The sequence below is a fragment of the Paenibacillus profundus genome (assembly GCF_021369635.1).
Classification (GTDB): domain Bacteria; phylum Bacillota; class Bacilli; order Paenibacillales; family Paenibacillaceae; genus Paenibacillus_B; species Paenibacillus_B profundus.
Window position 1 is genome coordinate 39,508 of the sequence record NZ_JAJNBZ010000026.1, and the last position, 16,704, is coordinate 56,211.

Below are 16,704 nucleotides of genomic sequence, written 5' to 3' on the forward strand. Positions count from 1 at the left end.
TTGAATTTCATTTATTTCACTGCAGAAATTATAATGAAATCACATGATGGATGTCAACGTAACTATGGGAGGCTCATTGCTATGTCTGGAAATTCTTTTGGCAATATATTTAAAATCACTACTTTTGGCGAATCGCATGGAGAGGCTGTCGGGGTAGTCGTTGACGGTGTTACTCCTGGCGTGGAAATAGACGAGCATTACATTCAAGCACAAATGGATCGCAGAAAACCAGGGCAATCTTCCGTTACTACTCCAAGGAAGGAATATGATATTATCCAAATTCTATCTGGCGTATTCGAGGGAAAGACAACGGGAACCCCGCTTTTTATTATGCTTCACAATAAAGACATGAGACCCGAAGCCTATGATGATATCAAATATGCATTCCGTCCCGGACACGCTGATTTTACTTACTTAAAGAAGTACGGCATCCGGGATCACCGGGGCAGCGGGCGAGCTTCCGGCCGAGAGACGGCCGGAAGGGTAGCCGCGGGAGCTGTGGCGCGCAAATTGCTCGAACATCGAGGGGTGTCTGTCGTGGCCTACACCAAGGAAATCGGCGGTATCAAATGCGATGCATTTATTGAACGTGAGATTGAACAAAACGCGGTCAGAGCATGCGATCCGGCGGCCGCTCGCAAAATGATCGAGAAAATTCATCATTTGGCCTCCGTTGGCGATAGCTGCGGCGGGATTGTGGAGTGTAGAATTAGAGGGGTGAATCCCGGTATAGGCGAGCCAGCGTTCGATAAATTAGACGCGGAGCTTGCTAAAGCAATGCTATCCATCGGAGCAGTTAAAGGCATAGAGTTCGGCGCCGGTTTTTCAGCCGCGGAAATGCTGGGGAGCGAGCATAACGACCAGATGGACTCCTCCGGTTTTTTGAGCAATCATTCGGGCGGGATTATTGGAGGAATAAGCACGGGCAATGAAATTATTTTTAGAGTCGCCGTGAAACCCACTTCTTCGATCTCTCTTCCCCAAAAAACGATGAATGTGCATGGCGAAGAACAATTGATCGTGACAGAGGGCAGACATGACCCCTGCATATGTCCAAGAATCGTACCTGTTGTGGAAGCAATGGCTTGTCTTGTCGTTGAAGATCAATATAAGCGTCAAGCTGCCTTGATTCATGCATGACAGGATTTATTCCGGAAACTGAACTTGTAATTGTGCAGCAGTAGTCCATACATGCCATCCAGTCAAATGCTGGGTGGCATTTTTGCCGTGACCTTATAAGGTTGATACAGCTCTCAGGCGATGCCACGTCATCCTGTGCATCAAGTCACTGTGATGATGGAGGGACTGCTGCGAATTGTAAGGGGGATATAATATGGAATTGTACATAGACAATCACCCAATTCAATACACAGTGAATAAGATATCTTAGAGTATATTTAAATTGGAGGAATAAGTGATGACTATGTGCAGACATGTATACCCTTATTACGGCGTGAGTCCATCAACAGAACCATATTTATATCCGAGCACCGAACAGATAACTGAAACAGAATCCCGTGTTGCCAGCCTGCCTGTTTTATCATTTAGTGTCGTTGCTAATGGTTATAGAGGCCTTTTGCAAATTCAAAATATTGGCAATGACGGGACTGTTACCGGAACTATATTTGGAGAACCGCTTATTGGTTTTTGGGACGAAAATTCACTTAAGCTCACATTTCAAAGATTGACTACAAGCAGTCCGACTCCCCAAAACCCTTATCAAGTTCTCAATGCTACTGCAATCCAAATCTATACGGGTTACCTGTTTACGGATGTTACAAATCGATCGCTTTACACGCTGGCAGGGTCGTTTGAGGCTTTTCATGGTACTGGAGGCACGGCGTCAAAAACCGTGTTCGGATGGTTTGCTCAAGCCCTACGATCGTAACAGACTTCCAGCACATAGGCCAGAAGTCCCATCAAGCAGAAAGCTCCTCCACCGAGACCAGCTCGGGTGAGGAGCTTCCTATCGTTTTTTGGATCAGTCTTCCTGGTATACGCGATGGCGCACGATATCGCCGGGATGCAAAACAAGCAGAGGTCCCCACGATGGATTCTGATCATGCATCGATTTTAACAGAAGTATCATCCGCTGAAAAATCATGTCGATTTCCGCATGCTGCACCAAGGCGCCCGTCACGGCGGCCGCGACCACGTGAGCTGCGTAGAATCCAGACCGCATATGTTCAGGCAGCGGACCCGCGGTGCTCAACAAAGCTCGTAATTGTGCAGTAAGGGACTCGTCCCGATTTCTCCAATTCTGAATTTGGTCCAAACTGTGATTTTCCAGCGTATGCAGCTTCGTCGTCATGATGGCGGCGGCCACGATCTTTGCAGACAGCTTGGCTTCCTCAGCGCCGACAACTTTTCCTTCCAGACGGATGTGGGTCAGATCTTTGTCCGTTTCTGTCTCGATGAGCTGCTCCCAGATATTAGCCTGGTCGAATTGCAGGATACCTACGGCATAGGCGGCTAAATATCCTCTCAAAATGTCAGCTGGATGGACGTCAGTCTCCGAACCGATATTTTTGAGCGCGGGAATTCCCGAAGTGGCCGCCCGGATTCCACGGAAATAACCAATCAAACCGATCCCTGCCGCAGGTCCCAGATTGAGTACCCCTAGGATGTCTGATGCCGTCTCGTCTATACGATGAGCCCAATATTCAGCCAAATCATCTCCGAGATTGTTCGCAAGAAGAGCCGCTCGTACCGTATCCGCTAATTCTTCAAGCAGTCCCGTATCGGCATGCAAAATATCATGCCCGCCCGTTTCGTGGCCCAAGCTGGACCAGGCCAGCAGGCCCCGTTGGGCATGAGCGGGAGGAAGACTTACGATACCCGTTTTCAAGCCTATCTGGGCTGTTCCGTCAATCGGGATGGTATACGGACCGAATTCCGGCTTCCCCCACTTAACGAGCGGCGGTATCATGCTCAAGTCTGGACGTTTCACTCTCGCTCTGTCTTCAGCGCTTAAAAAACCGTCGTACAGATCGCTTACCATCTCCTGAAAAGCTTCAGTGGCATCCGCATTGTAGCCTTCACCGTTCTGCAGTATGGTTTGTGCGACATCGAACAGCAGAAAGGCTGGTCCTTCGCGACGGGGATCGTGAATTAAAATATCGGTGAACCCTTCTGGACCCAGTTGATCCAGCGCTCTAAGGAATGGTTCGACGACTGCGTCCCGGTACAGAACAGGCAGCTTTCTGCGTACTGCTTCCAATCTGCCGCGCAGTTGGTGGTAATCCGTCGGGTCAGGCGGGCCGGGAATATTGGAAACGACGGCCTTTCTGACATCTTCAACACATTGCGGAAGGTTCCTTATATCGGGTTCGAACGTAACTTCTCCGTTCGTGAGCACATCGTTTCGTTCAAGCATCGTACATCCTCCGTTATATAAGTTTATTTACATATGTAACTTATCCCACATAAATAAAGTTATCCCTAAAAACAGAATACTAGTACAAATATGTAACAGTGAACAAATAGAGTTGTGCAAATCTCATATCGTCTGCAATGAAACGAATAAAAGTTTTCAGCCGTTTTAGGTCCAAATATGCCGTATTTGTTGTACCTCTCCATCTGCAAATTCAATCAAGAAAACATCAGGATTCGTCAGTTCCATGCACGTCTCGAAACCGAATCGAGCATCGTAACGCTGCAGCAGCAGTGTCATTGTAATCTGGTGGGTAACCAATAGATGCGTTTGTTGTTCACCGCCCCGTAAAAGTTGATCTACCAGTTCGCTAACTCGCTGCTGCACCTCGTGATTTGACTCTCCCTGGGGAAATTTCTTTTCCGGGTGTTCGAAATGCACACGTAATTCGGCCAGGATGGCCCCTATATCTTCATTACGGCTGACATTACCCAAATTCAGCTCCTTTAATTTGTCATTGATAGACACCGAAAGCTGTAATTTTTCAGCGATGATGTTCGCCGTTTCACACGCACGACGGTAGGGACTAGAGAGAAGGTTATCTGTACTTCCTACACCTTGGCGCTGTAAAAACTCACCTAGCAGCTTCGCCTGTTGAACACCTTCTCGCGTAAGAGGCGTGTCGGGATCATTCAATGTCAGGCCCTGTTGGGCCCTACAATGGCGTATGACATATAGCTTGGTTGACATCAGGTATTTAGCCACTCCTCTATTTGAAATAAGTATCGTGCTAGACCTATTTTAGACTTGGAGCAGTTATTTATTCACGATATATATGTTCGACAATGAGAAAGACGTCAGCAGCGGACTTGGCATGATTGAGACGGCCAATCCTTCAGTTGTTAAAGGATAATTTCAGATGGCTCATGGCGTTGTTTATGATCGGAGGCATCGGCATGTTTATGCTGTTTGGGCTGTGATTTTGTTGCCGATGATATTGCGAATTCGAATCCGCGGTTGTTGCTGGTTCGTTTTTGGTATTTTCATTATTATGCATGCCACTTGATTTTGCTTTGCTTTGCGTGTAATATTTACTTACCGGTAGGTAAGTGAAATTTGATTCATCAGAAAGAGGGATTACATGAGCGCACCTTCGTCAAGAATTGTTGGATTTGACATAGCAAGGGCATTCGCGATGCTAGGCATGATGATTGTGAATTTTAAGACAGTAATGAATGCAGGCGAAAATGGACCCGGTTGGCTTATTGCCTTTGCAGGCTTGTTTGAAGGAAGGGCATCTGCTGTATTTGTCGTGTTAGCAGGGGTTGGAATTTCATTAATGACTAGGAAAGCAAGAACCTCTAATAATCCTTTACTCATTCAAGATTATAGACAAACCATCTGGAAGCGTTCTTTGTTTTTATTCAGTGTAGGAATGCTGCTGTACCTCTTTGGTTGGAGCGGAGACATTTTACATTATTACGGCCTGTATATGCTGATTGCCTCCTTTTTCATCTTGTCCTCGAACAAGACGATCCTTACAGCTTTTCTGGGTTTTCTGTTCACCGCTCAACTTATGCAGATCGCGCTTAATTATTGGCAAGGCTGGAACCCGTTGCTGCCATTTATGGATTATTTGGATTTTTGGACAATCAAAGGATTCCTTCGCAATTTGCTGTACAACGGATATCATCCGCTGTTTCCATGGTTCTGCTTCTTCCTGCTTGGCATGTGGTTGGGGAGACAGAATGTAATGGACCGTGCTTACCGCAAAAAAATCGTATGTTACTCGATAATAACAGCTGTCGTCTTGGAGGCTCTTGCTTTTTATCTCATCAAGGTTTCCAGCTCGGCCATCGGACTCGATGCAGCACAATTTCTGTTTTCAACCAAGACTTATCCGCCTAATCTATTTTATATATTATCCAGTTCAAGCACAGCGGTAGCAGTGATTGTTGTCTGTATCTATTTCGCCGAAAAATTCACCGATCACTGGTTTACCATCACGATGGTCAGGACTGGTCAGCTGGCGCTGACGCATTATATAAGCCATGTATTTATAGGGATAGGTCTATTGGCACTCCTAGGAAAGTTAGAAAATCAGACACTCGCGTTTTCGATCCTTTATTCGCTCGCATTCTTTTCCGCAAGCGCTTTGTTATCGTACATTTGGAGAAGCAGATTTACACGAGGGCCGCTTGAAGCCTTGATGAGAAAAATCTAACGAAACAAAAAGCGGGGGAGTCCCTTAAGTAGAAAAACTACTTTTGAGACTGCCCCTGCGCTTTGCAAATGACATTTTAAACGATGCTCTGGCTATCGAGATTAATCTTCACTTTTGAGCACATTATGGACGGCTTCAGCCCAAATCTCATTGTAATCGATTTTGAATCCCATGAGCATATAATTGCCGATGTTATCAATAACCATCGAGAGTAATTGTGCCTTGGTTGTCAGCTTCTCATTCGTAACGACTCCGAATTGCGCACCTTTCGTTAATAAGTCAACGAACCCGTTCATGAACCCTTCTGTTATGCTGTAAAACGTTTGGCGATATTTTTCATTTCGGATGGAAACCAAGATATACTCGTTAATGACCCGAGAGAAAAAAGCATCATTCTCTTGATCCTGAATCATTTTAAAGCCATCGGACAACAACTTCGCTTGGAAATTATTTTTCGTATATGCTTCAATCGTAAAACACTTTGCAAAATCGATTTCTTTACATATTTCCTCGAACAGAAAATCCACTAGTTCTTCTTTAGAGCTAAAATAATAATAGACGGCCGGTTTGGTAATACCTACTTCCTTGGCAATCATGGCCATACTTGTCTTATCAATCCCATGCTCGGCAAAAAGGGCGTAGGTGGTGTCTACGATTCTTTTGTAAGTCTCCGTATTGTTCACAGACTGGGCTCCTTCTTCTTCTGTTAATACTTACCGGTAAGTAAAGAATACAAAAAATAAAAAACAAACGCAAGTTCAGAGCAATCCCTTCCTTTATGGAGAAGGTGGCGGATGAGTCCGGATTGGGGAAGCTTTTTATGAGAACGACAGGTCTGACTCCTCTGCAATATTCCAATCAGACAAGATGAAACTAAGGCCGCTTCCCGGAATTTTAACCAGGGAACGGCTTTTTTGCAATCCATACATTTGTCGGGGAATTATAGAAACGCCGTTCGCTCTGCAAGCAACGAATGGTTGCTCAGCCTAAGCAAGTTCAACGTCCTTTCTCCAATCGTAAGTTTGTTCCATTATGGTATAATTGCTACATATAAACAGCACTATGAATATTAAAAAGAGGAGCTGGTTATCATGAATTTTCGCCGCCTTGGCAATAGCGGGTTGAAAGTGTCTGCATTAGGATTAGGGACGAACGCATTCGGGAAACGTTCCGACAAACAGACCTCGATCCGAATTATACATAAGGCTTTGGATCACGGGATCAATTTCATAGACACGGCCAATATTTATGCGAATTCCGAATCAGAGCGAATTATCGGACAGGCATTGGAAGGAAGACGTCATAACGTGGTGTTGGCGACAAAAGCCGGGTTAGTTCGCGGGGAAGGTCCGAATGATCGCGGGTCGTCACGCTACCACTTGCAGCAAGAGCTGGACAACAGTCTGATGCGGTTGAAGACGGATTATGTCGATCTTTATCAAATCCACACGTTCGATCCCCATACACCGCTGGAAGAAACGTTAAGGGCGTTGGACGACATGGTTCGTTCGGGAAAAGTACGTTACATCGGGGCGTCGAATTATGCGGCTTGGGAGTTGATGAAGGCTGTAGGCATGAGCGAGCACCTTGGATTGAACCGCTATGTGTCCATTCAGACAAGCTACTCTCTCGCCGATCGGACTCCAGAGCAAGAGCTCGTCCCTCTATGTCAGGATCAGGGGATTGGAATCATCCCGTATTTTCCGCTTGCCGGTGGTATTTTGAGCGGGAAATACAGTTCTACGGAAGCGGTACCGGAAGGTTCGCGGGCGGAAACCGATCCTAATTTTAGTAAGTTCCTTAATGATGACCGCATTGCTCTGAGCAGAAATATTAGCAGTGTTGCTCACGACTTGGGCTGCACTCCCGGTGCGCTTTCCCTGTCTTGGCTCATTCACAGACCTTCCGTGTCAACCGTTATCGTAGGTGCTACAAAGGTTGAACAACTAGAGGAGAATCTGCACAGCATATCGATAAAGCTGGATGCGAATCAACTGGAAGAGCTGGATCAAATCAGTTATCCTTTCCGCTATGGAGAGCCGTTCGCTGTTTACCGATTGCCAGAGTGAAAAAAATTTCCTAATTCGATAAAATGAATGGCACCGCGGGTTCATCTCGTCTCTTCATGAGACGAGATTTTTTAATTATCCTGGGGGCCCATATCATAATGCTCTATAGGCAGAAAAGGGAGAAATACGCATAATGTACATTTTCATTGCATATATTCATGAACGTGCATAAGTGAAGGCTAAAGAGAGCCTCAGGGGATATATTACCATTTAATCAGCCTTGCGAAATGATAGTCTGTTCTCTATAATGTAGTATAAAACTTTATAGCTGGATGAAGTTTACGGGAGACAGGCAGCAGTCTGGCCGAAGGGGTAAAGCTCTCAGGCGCTTGAATTATCGAATGAAGAATTCGAATGCAATGCAAGCAGGACCGTAGATGGACAGGACTCTGGAGAGACTCCGTCATGGAGCACCGAAGGGGCAATACGGGTGATTTCACACGTTAAAACTCTCAGGTAAAAGGACAGGGATTGCAGAAGTGCAGGCATCGTTTTGCGTTGGAATTGTGACTAATTTCACTTTTTCTCGTATTTGCTATTCTGCAAAAATGTCCCCGGAGTCAAATCAACCGATTTGGCTCTTTTTCATGTCGTTCGGCAATAAATAAAGATCATGAGGGGAATTTCTATGCACATGTTAGAACAATGGTTAGGCAGCGTGAATCGTTTTGTATGGGGGCCGCCGCTTCTTATTTTGTTGGTAGGAACGGGAATTATATTTACATTCCGCCTTGGATTGCTGCAGGTGATTCGTCTGCCTCTTGCCCTGAAGCTTGTGTTCAAAGCTAAAAATGAAGGCGAAGGTGACGTAACCAGCTTTGGTGCGCTGGCTACCGCTTTGGCGGCAACGATCGGTACGGGCAACATTGTCGGGGTAGCTACTGCGATTAAAATAGGTGGACCTGGTGCGTTATTTTGGATGTGGATGGCGGCGTTCTTTGGAATGGCAACCAAGTATGCAGAAGGACTATTGGCCGTAAAATTTCGGAAGATTGACGATAATGGACAGATATCGGGCGGCCCTATGTATTACATTGAAAAAGGTTTGGGCATTAAATTTAAACCGCTTGCCGTTTTCTTCGCCGTGAGCGGAGTATTGGTTGCACTGTTTGGAGTGGGCACCTTCCCGCAAATCAATGCAATCGTGTCTTCCGCGCAGTCAAGCTTGGGCATCCCCGTAGTTGTTACGGCGGGTGTTGTGACTCTGTTGACAGCATTGGTGACAATTGGGGGGCTCAAGAGCATCTCGCATGTAACGACCAAAGTCGTACCTGTGATGGCCATTATTTATTTGATAGCGAGCAGCATTGTCCTTATTGTTTTTGCGGATCAGATTCCTCATGCGCTGTCGCTCATATTACATGGCGCCTTTAACGCGACAGCAGCAGGGGGCGGATTCCTCGGCGCAACGGTCATGATGGCGATTCGGAATGGTATCGCAAGAGGTGTATTTTCCAATGAATCTGGTCTGGGCAGCGCTCCGATTGCGGCAGCTGCGGCAAAGGTGAAGTGGCCTGCGGAGCAAGGGCTTGTATCCATGACGGGCACATTTTTCGATACGATTATTATTTGTTCTCTGACGGGATTGACATTGATTATAACCGGGGTTTGGAACGGCTCGACTGATGGGGCAGAGATGACCCAAGCGGCGTTTGATGCAGCTATGCCGTATGGATCCATCATTTTGATGTTTTGCCTTATACTGTTCGCTTTTACCACGATTCTAGGCTGGAATTATTACGGCGAACGTTGCATGGAATATTTATTTGGAGTCAAATCCATTCTGCCTTACCGCATCGTGTTCATCGTCCTGATCGGTCTGGGCGCGTTCATCAAGCTTGAGCTGATTTGGCAGCTCTCGGACATTGTGAATGGCTTAATGGCTCTGCCGAACCTCGTCGCGCTGCTAGGTCTATCCGGTGTGGTTGTGACGGAAACTCGTCTTTATCTGAAGCATATGAAAACACATAAAAAGTGAGAGGATGAAAGGTTGGAGCTGCTTCTTTTGTTGTTCAATCTGTTATCAAGAGTGCTACCGTGAGTTCATCTCGTCTCTTAGGGAGACGAGATTTTTTTATGTAAATCAAGGCATCTTTGTTAATTCTGTGCTGTGAACATTGGACAGATGGAACCAAGCATGAGAAAATAAGAACCTGACATTGAGAATCATTCTTACTCATATGGAAAAATCATTATGTTTAGATTTAGATGAAGCTGGAGGAAAGAGAAGTGGACGAAGGGAAACATCATATTTTTTTACATAAATCATTGCTTCAAATCAAACAAATCGAATGCATAGCAGTCGATGCTACGTCGGGCTGGGAGAGACATGAGCTTGCTTCTCATACCTTATTGTTCGTGACGGAGGGTCACGGAAAACTATACATGAACGATGAACTTCAACCGATAGATCTATCACGGAAATCCGTTTATTTGTTGCCTGCTGGCTTCGTGCTTGCAGCTGAAAGCGACCCGACTCAATGTCTGAGTCTGTGCAGAATTGCGTTTGACATGTTTCGCGTTACGGAATGGACCGAGCTGAGAAGAGTGTATGAGAAGGAGTTAACGCTTCCCGAACATGGGGAAATCCGGGTCAAGCAGTACCAACGCGTTCGGCATCTGATTCAATTATTGACTAGGGGAAGAGCTTCTCTAAACGAAATGGAAGATTCACGCAAGCAATTGTACTTGCATGAGCTGCTGTGCGTACTATTGGATAACAAAGCAGCGCCTATTTCCGAGCGCACCGAAAAATCGCTGGAAGGCACGATTCAGTACATGCAGCAGACTTATCATACGGATATCACCCTAGGGAAGCTGGCGGACATGGCGGGTATGCACCCCTCGTACTATTCCCAGCTTTTTAAACAAAAAATGAAGAAAAGCCCAATCGAGTATTTGACCGATTTGCGTATGAACCAGGCAAAGGAGCACCTGCTGGTATCGCGCGAGAAAATTCGTGACATCGCCCGTGATGTTGGATATAAAGATGAGTTTTATTTCAGCAGGAGGTTCAAAGTGTACAATGGCATAGCGCCAACCGTGTACATTAAGAAACATCATAGCAATATCGTATCTCTTTCGCATCCTTATACAGATCATTTATTAACGCTAGGCGTAAAGCCATTCGCAACACACATCGATAAGGAATCGCCATCCATGACCAAGCCGGTCTATGATCGGGTATGGGAAGACTTCAGGCAAACTTTATTGAAGCAAAAGCCTGATTTGATTTTATGCAAGGACCACATTTCGCTGCAAATGAGAAAGTATATAGGTGACATTGCACCGGTTGTGACGATTCCCTGGACGCGATTGGACTTGTTCGGACATTTGCATGAAATAGCCCGGCTTGTGGGCAAAGAACAGGCAGCTCGAGAGTGGATAGAACGCCACGAACAGAGAGCGGAACGCGAGCAAAAAAAAGTAAAAGCGGTTATCGGCGATGGAACGGTCGGGCTGCTCACGCTTGTCGATAACAAAGTGAAGCTTTACGGCGCACGCAACATCGGGCATGTGTTTTATCGTTCCTTGCAGTTAACCCCCCCGGATCGGATACAAAAAGAAATGGATAAGCATATGCCTGGTACGGTCTTTAATTGGACGTCTGCAACCACAAAAAATCTATCTGATTACGAAACCGATCATCTTTTCATCGTGGTCAAGACGGAAGGAGAGGCAAAAAGCAGATTAAAAGAATGGCAAGCGAGTGAGAGCTGGAACCAGCATCCGGCCGTCAAGCATAATCGGGTATATGTGTTGGATTGGGACAAATGGATGGTATACGCTCCGCGTTCTATCGATCAGCAGTTGGACGAAGCGGTGACGCTGCTCACGGCATTAAGGTGAAGATAATCCAAATTCAAATCTAAAGATATGACATGGATTTTTCAGAGGAATGTTGTCATAATAATGATTATCATTATCATCTTACATAATAATTCAACTCAAAGGGGTTTTTTCGAAATGTTTACACGCCATCGGACCATGATGTTTACTTTCATATGTTGTTTGCTAGTAATGGTTGTTACGGCTTGCAGCGAGGCAGCGTCGACGAATACACAGGGCGGAACGGATCAAGCAACACTTTCTCAAGCTGATGCCATCGATAATAAGCAGGATGCCAAAGCAGCAGGATCAGACAAACGGATTGCGGTGCTATCCATTCCTTTTACGAGCGATTTGCTTGCTTTGGGAATTACTCCTGCAGGTGCTGTCACCCAAAAAGGAAAAGAGTTTCTCCCTCATGTAGCTGATCTCTTGAACAACACACAAAATTTAGGCAATTCTCAAGAGCCCAACCTTGAAGCAATCGTGAGCATTGAACCAGAACTTATTATTGCACAGGAGGAGCTTATACAGGGGAAAAAGGAGGAGCTTGAGAAAATTGCTCCAACGATTGTGCTTAATTTTAGAAATTCGACCTGGCAAGATCAATTGTCGCAGCTCGGCAAGGCGACAGGACGGGAAAAAGAAGCTGACGCGTTTATTTCCAACTATAATCAAGAAGCCGCCAGTGCGAAAGAAAAGGTTAAGCAAGCTCTTGGAGATGAAACCGTAATGGTTCTGCGCGTGCTCAAAAAAGAATTCAGAGTATATGGGCTAGACCGTAATTACGGCTCGTTGCTTTACGAAGACTTGGGGATTAAACCTGCCAAAGGATTGGAAAACATGGGACAAGGAAAGGAAGGACCGCAAGCCATATCCAGAGAACTGCTGCCGGATTTCGATCCTGATCATATCTTGCTTGAGGTTTCCGCCGACGCTGCCGCACAGCAGCTGTTCAAAGAGTTGGAGGAGAGTGCTATCTGGAAAAATATGAAGGCCGTCAAAAATGGCAATGTGCATGCGATTGAACAACAGCCATGGTTGGATTATTCGGCGATAGGCCAGCTTAAATCTTTGGAAGAAGCGGTAAAGCTATTTACCCAAAAATAAGAGACGGGAATCTCAGTAAAACAAGCGCCATCCATATGAGGATGGCGCTTGTTGATTGTAATACACTTCTGTTACACTCCCTGATAATGTATCCAGTGTCCTAGCCGAAAAGGCATACCCGTAATTTGTATCGTAGATTGTTTTGCGTTTTGCAAATGCGCTTCAGCGTAATCCTGCCACAGTATAATGTTTTCGATTACGGGTTTGAAAGAAGCAGGGGCGGCATCCCTCATGACAAATAAACCGGAATGCACGTTGCGATCCAACTGTTCGGCATTTTGAATGCAGGCAACCAATGTTTCAACAATGGAAGGTGCACTTTCACCATTCAGCAATCTTTGGGCGGAACCGGTTGCCGTCACCCGATGATAAGATGCCGGGACGAGACTTGCATGCATTTCTGCATTTCCTTGTAAATCTGTCGTCTCGGGGATATGAAATAACTCCGAGCTAATGGAACAAACCATCTGTTCACTATACAGACTATTGTATAATTCGGTTACAACAGGCTGCCACATTTCGTTTTGCCTCAATAACAACACCTACTTGACATTTTTGGGCTGATCTCCTGCTTCATCTTATGTCGTATCTAACGATTTGCTACATTAATCACTTGAAATTGATTGAAACGCAAGTATGGTTGCACAACGGCACAAACATCGTACATTCCCTACACTTAATATAGTTTTTTGTATAGAATAACAAATTTGGGTTTACTCTATATCTCGTATTGTTCGACTGCAAGAGTGAATGAAAGGACGGTTAGCCGTTATGTCTATAATTGGCGATGTAAAACAAATATGCGACCGATTAGAAAATGGTGGATGGAAGGATTTGTTTCTCAAGCACGGTATGGATATCTCCTCGCCCGATCTAAGAGGGGAGCTGCTAAGAGAACTGCCGAATATCGATAGAACTATTCCCGGGTTCGAAGATTTTGCATTCGAAGGCATAAGAGGTATCGAACCAGGAATACCCGCAAGAAGTCTTTTCTATCATGCACTCGCTTCATCTAATGTCGTGGACGGTTTGACTATCTTCCCTACATTAGCGGATCTTGAAACAGTGGAAAATCTGGTGTTTGGCATACAGCCCCCTTCATTGAACGAGATACGGCTTCGAGGGCAGAATCATTCGTTGGCGCTGGTCGTTTTTGCTGCTGAATATCGTCCTGCCTCGGAAACTGTTCATGAGAAACACGCGGATATGTGCTTTTCTCGTACAGGAGTGGCTCGAATCGGAACGTTGAAAGCAAAATATGATGATTCGATCCGGGGATTTCTTCCATTCGTCGATGAAGAACCGCACTCTATTCGAGTATTGCCGGCACGATACTCCTTGTATATCGCTGCCGAACGCAAAGGCGAGGCAAGCACGTTCGGACCGATGCGGTTTCAGCCAGAAGACAGCGAGCATACATTCTGGGTTCCTATTCATAAATTGTTCGACGGAACAGAATGCATTCGTGATTACGATCTCAATGTGGACTTTAAGGCGCACCATGTCAATGAAAAGCTGCGGCGCATCCATCTCGAGTTGGGGAAAAGATACAATACAGGGTGGTCCGCTCCAGAAATAAACGAGCCGCCATTTATTTTTCACGAAGATATAGCCGATTGGTCACATGAGCCAGCGTATGGTAAAGGAATGCTTGTTCCTGCCGTTCATGCCGCATTGGTCGAAGAGGCAAAGTATAAGGGCAATACACTCACTTTCATAGTACCGCAAGGCCATGAAAAGTTCTCCACCAGTCTTGAAATTTCTCCAGAAAACGGACGATGGCGACAAGCTCCGGAATATGTTCACATTCGCCATCGATTAGAGCAGGACGGTACAATTACTAACCTCAATGATAAACATGATCTTGCCCAAATCATAGACGAGGGTGGATACAGAGCGGTGCATTATATTGATTATACAGCGGACGGATGTATCGAAGCTGCATGTCCCGAACTGGCTTTCGAATTTCCTAGATCGGAGGCGGCTTACTCTTTGGTTACGGCGCCTGATTTCTTCCCAAGCTGCGAGCAGGGTGAACTGACAAAATGGTGGATACAGTCCGTGCCGAATGAGCTTCAAGACGAACTGTGGGAAACGCCTCCATATCCGTTGTCCGATCAACGAATAGCTGCCAACCTTGAATTCAAGACTCCTGACAGGCAAGGTGGAAGAACCATATTTTCGAAAGACGACAAGACGATGACGGCCATCGTCTCGCTTTTTTATAACTCTCCCGTGCAGCGTTCGACTCATCTTAGTGATTCGAAAACAACTCGTCACTCTTACTTACCTGATGCAGCATCAGGTATCTTCGCTCCGGGCTGGGATGTAAGTCGCGATCGTGCAAATGATGGAACAGAGTTTCTGTCCTCTTATGGACTTGGAAGTCCGTTTCCCGAAGATTCCAAGTTATGCGCAGCGTTGAGTACGTTCTGGCCCGCAGTTTCACCCGACGCAGCACGCACATTTGAACCATTTTGGCCGACTGTCAGTCCATTGACGGATGAGGAAATCGGACAAAAAGGAAACCTGCCGTGGGACGGCGTTCCAGGGCCAAAGCAAATACCCGAGAGTAAATTGGTCGATTACCATTCGCTGGCTTATTCGGACTATGTCGATCATGCGTTGGATAATAAATTTACGATGGCGCTCACTGGACGGATAGATGCGTCGGAATATAAGGCAAGAGTTCTATCGATGGCTTATGCATACCGAGCACTTGATATAACGAATACGGAAAAACGATTATGGAGCGTGCTTTCTTTCCAGAAAGTCGCGTCAAACGATGAAGAGCTGCAAACTGCCATCGAGCAATCCCGACATCATCTAGGAGGTACCATTTATCGCTTCGTTATATATCGAAGAGGGAGTGACAATATTGCTCATCCTGATGATTTTCGTAAAATTCGAATCGAGATGCAGGAAGAAGCAACATTATTCGTAAACGGTATCGATGTTCTGCTAAAGCGAAACAATGGCAATTGGACGCACGTTAGGCCACATGAATAGAGTCGATGTCGCTATTATTGGCGGCGGCCCGGCGGGGGCGGCGACGGCAATCTTTTGCGCCGAATCGGGATTAAGCGTCGCGATAATCGAGAGTGCTTCGTTTCCGCGTGATCGGCCTGGAGAATCTCTTCATCCCGGGATTGAACCACTTTTGAAACGGCTTGGTGTAGACGGAAAAATTCGTGAAGCGAATTTTGTCCGGCATGAAGGGCATTGGACAAAATGGGATGCGGATTGGTGTTTCGTCCCATTCGGAGCGGACGATACCGGGCCATGGCGCGGCTTCCAAGCTTGGCGAGCCGACTTCGATGCTATTATGATTCAAAGGGCCGCTGAATTGGGAGTTCAAATGTATCAACCTTGCCGTGCCATTCGTCCTATCGTAGAACGGAAACGTGTGTCTGGACTCGTGACTTCTGAAGGAGAATTAAGGTCGTCCTGGGTTGTTGATGCTGCCGGGGGTCATCATTGGCTTGCACGGAAATTGGGACTGCCAATTAAGAAATATTCACCTCGGCTAATCGTCAGGTACGGGTATGTAACAGGGCAATGCCCTACTCGCGATCACGCACCAGTCATGGAGTCAGACAGTAGAGGGTGGACTTGGACCGCCAAGGTGCGTCCGAATGTATACCAATGGACACGGCTTGACTTGGTTCAAGACTGTGCAAGCGAACAAGTCGCTATCCCTAAGGAATATGAAGGCATGAGTGTCTTGGGACGGATTAAAGGAGTGGATGTAACATGGAGAAAGGTGAAAAAGCCTGCCGGGCCCGGGTATTGGCTCGTCGGTGATGCAGCTTTCATACTTGATCCTGCCTCTTCGCACGGTGTCTTGAAGGCCATCATGTCCGGCATGATGACTGCTCATCATATTACAGGGATTGCTACAGGCTCTTTTGATGAAAAAACGGCCTTTCGTGCATACCAGCACTGGTTGGGGGATTGGTTTCATCACGACAGAGATCGACTGGAGGAGTTCTATCGGTTGCTGCCATGCTATTCTAATTGAAAAGAACTGAATGATAGCGATAGGACTAGGGAATTTGGAAAGAGAAAACGAACCATCGCTAAATCATGGAAAATCAGTT

General features: G+C 46.1%; 13 protein-coding genes and 1 riboswitch. Of the genes, 9 read left to right on the top strand and 4 right to left on the bottom strand.

What is annotated here, in order from left to right; translation table 11 throughout:
• Window positions 1-81 precede the first annotated feature (81 nt).
• Complete coding sequence (gene aroC / locus LQV63_RS23305; protein ID WP_233698490.1) at window positions 82-1,140, top strand: chorismate synthase; 1,059 nt, start codon at window positions 82-84, stop codon at window positions 1,138-1,140.
• A 277-nt stretch (window positions 1,141-1,417) separates the two neighbouring features.
• Entirely contained in the window at window positions 1,418-1,888 is a 471-nt protein-coding gene (locus LQV63_RS23310; RefSeq protein ID WP_233698491.1) for a hypothetical protein, read from the top strand.
• A 93-nt stretch (window positions 1,889-1,981) separates the two neighbouring features.
• On the opposite strand, the gene LQV63_RS23315 is transcribed toward LQV63_RS23310, so the two are convergent.
• On the bottom strand, window positions 1,982-3,376 hold the full coding sequence (locus LQV63_RS23315) for a hypothetical protein (RefSeq protein WP_233698492.1): 1,395 nt from the start codon (window positions 3,374-3,376) through the stop codon (window positions 1,982-1,984).
• Between the two features lie 165 nt (window positions 3,377-3,541).
• Window positions 3,542-4,123, bottom strand: coding sequence for a histidine phosphatase family protein (locus LQV63_RS23320; protein WP_267934168.1), 582 nt, complete (start codon window positions 4,121-4,123; stop codon window positions 3,542-3,544).
• Between the two features lie 391 nt (window positions 4,124-4,514).
• Here LQV63_RS23320 and LQV63_RS23325 point away from each other — a divergent pair, with 391 nt between their 5' ends.
• Window positions 4,515-5,597 carry a DUF418 domain-containing protein gene (locus LQV63_RS23325; RefSeq protein ID WP_233698494.1) on the top strand — a complete coding sequence of 361 codons (1,083 nt, stop codon included), beginning with the start codon at window positions 4,515-4,517 and terminating at the stop codon, window positions 5,595-5,597.
• Window positions 5,598-5,698: 101 nt separating this feature from the next.
• On the opposite strand, the gene LQV63_RS23330 is transcribed toward LQV63_RS23325, so the two are convergent.
• Window positions 5,699-6,280 (bottom strand): TetR/AcrR family transcriptional regulator, encoded by a 582-nt coding sequence (locus LQV63_RS23330; RefSeq protein ID WP_233698495.1) that lies wholly within the window; start codon window positions 6,278-6,280, stop codon window positions 5,699-5,701.
• Window positions 6,281-6,688: 408 nt separating this feature from the next.
• Between LQV63_RS23330 and LQV63_RS23335 the strand changes: the two genes are divergently transcribed.
• The 4 genes from LQV63_RS23335 (at window position 6,689) to LQV63_RS23350 (ending at window position 12,604) form a co-directional block, all read left to right on the top strand.
• On the top strand, window positions 6,689-7,666 hold the full coding sequence (locus LQV63_RS23335; protein ID WP_233698496.1) for an aldo/keto reductase: 978 nt from the start codon (window positions 6,689-6,691) through the stop codon (window positions 7,664-7,666).
• Between the two features lie 379 nt (window positions 7,667-8,045).
• Window positions 8,046-8,144: riboswitch (glycine riboswitch) on the top strand.
• A 150-nt stretch (window positions 8,145-8,294) separates the two neighbouring features.
• The gene (locus LQV63_RS23340) at window positions 8,295-9,644 is read left to right on the top strand and encodes an alanine/glycine:cation symporter family protein (protein WP_325175915.1); all 1,350 of its coding nucleotides are present in this window, start codon (window positions 8,295-8,297) and stop codon (window positions 9,642-9,644) included.
• Window positions 9,645-9,895: 251 nt separating this feature from the next.
• Window positions 9,896-11,515: an AraC family transcriptional regulator gene (locus LQV63_RS23345; RefSeq protein WP_233698498.1), complete on the top strand. Its 1,620-nt coding sequence runs from the start codon at window positions 9,896-9,898 to the stop codon at window positions 11,513-11,515.
• 117 nt (window positions 11,516-11,632) lie between these two features.
• The gene (locus tag LQV63_RS23350; protein ID WP_233698499.1) at window positions 11,633-12,604 is read left to right on the top strand and encodes an ABC transporter substrate-binding protein; all 972 of its coding nucleotides are present in this window, start codon (window positions 11,633-11,635) and stop codon (window positions 12,602-12,604) included.
• A gap of 71 nt (window positions 12,605-12,675) precedes the next feature.
• On the opposite strand, the gene LQV63_RS23355 is transcribed toward LQV63_RS23350, so the two are convergent.
• Window positions 12,676-13,122: a hypothetical protein gene (locus LQV63_RS23355; protein ID WP_019421106.1), complete on the bottom strand. Its 447-nt coding sequence runs from the start codon at window positions 13,120-13,122 to the stop codon at window positions 12,676-12,678.
• A gap of 253 nt (window positions 13,123-13,375) precedes the next feature.
• On the opposite strand from LQV63_RS23355, the gene LQV63_RS23360 reads away from it, so the two are divergent.
• Together LQV63_RS23360 and LQV63_RS23365 are read left to right on the top strand one after the other, a co-directional pair.
• On the top strand, window positions 13,376-15,613 hold the full coding sequence (locus LQV63_RS23360) for a hypothetical protein (protein WP_233698500.1): 2,238 nt from the start codon (window positions 13,376-13,378) through the stop codon (window positions 15,611-15,613).
• Window positions 15,606-16,625 (top strand): NAD(P)/FAD-dependent oxidoreductase, encoded by a 1,020-nt coding sequence (locus LQV63_RS23365; protein WP_019421108.1) that lies wholly within the window; start codon window positions 15,606-15,608, stop codon window positions 16,623-16,625. The genes LQV63_RS23360 and LQV63_RS23365 overlap by 8 nt, the downstream gene beginning before the upstream one ends.
• Window positions 16,626-16,704 lie beyond the last annotated feature (79 nt).